We start from the raw sequence: 273 nt of genomic DNA, 5'->3' as shown, positions 1-273 counted from the left end.
CTGTGGGACGGCGACGCGCCGATCAGCGCGGGAGACCTGCGCGACAAGCTCGCCGCGTCGCGCGACACCGGGAAGGCGCCGGCGCTCACCACGATCATGACGGTGCTGTCCCGTCTGGAGCCGAAAGGCTTCGTCGGCCGCGACCGCGACGCCCGCCCGCACCTCTACTACGCTGCCCTCACCCGGGCCGGGCACGTCGCCGACCTGATGCGCGAAGTGCTGGAGTCCTCCAGCGACCGCACGGAGGCGCTCGCCTACTTCGTCGGCTCGGTC

Annotated in this window: 1 protein-coding gene; it reads left to right on the top strand. The window is 72.5% G+C overall.

Annotated elements, in window-relative coordinates; genetic code table 11:
* Positions 1 to 273 (top strand): BlaI/MecI/CopY family transcriptional regulator (locus tag SB717_RS35725; RefSeq protein WP_410907695.1); only part of this gene is annotated, 273 nt, incomplete at both ends.

The sequence above is a fragment of the Priestia sp. SIMBA_032 genome (assembly GCF_046535215.1).
Lineage (GTDB): Bacteria > Bacillota > Bacilli > Bacillales > Bacillaceae_H > Priestia > Priestia aryabhattai.
This window is presented reverse-complemented; position numbering and strand designations above follow the sequence as displayed.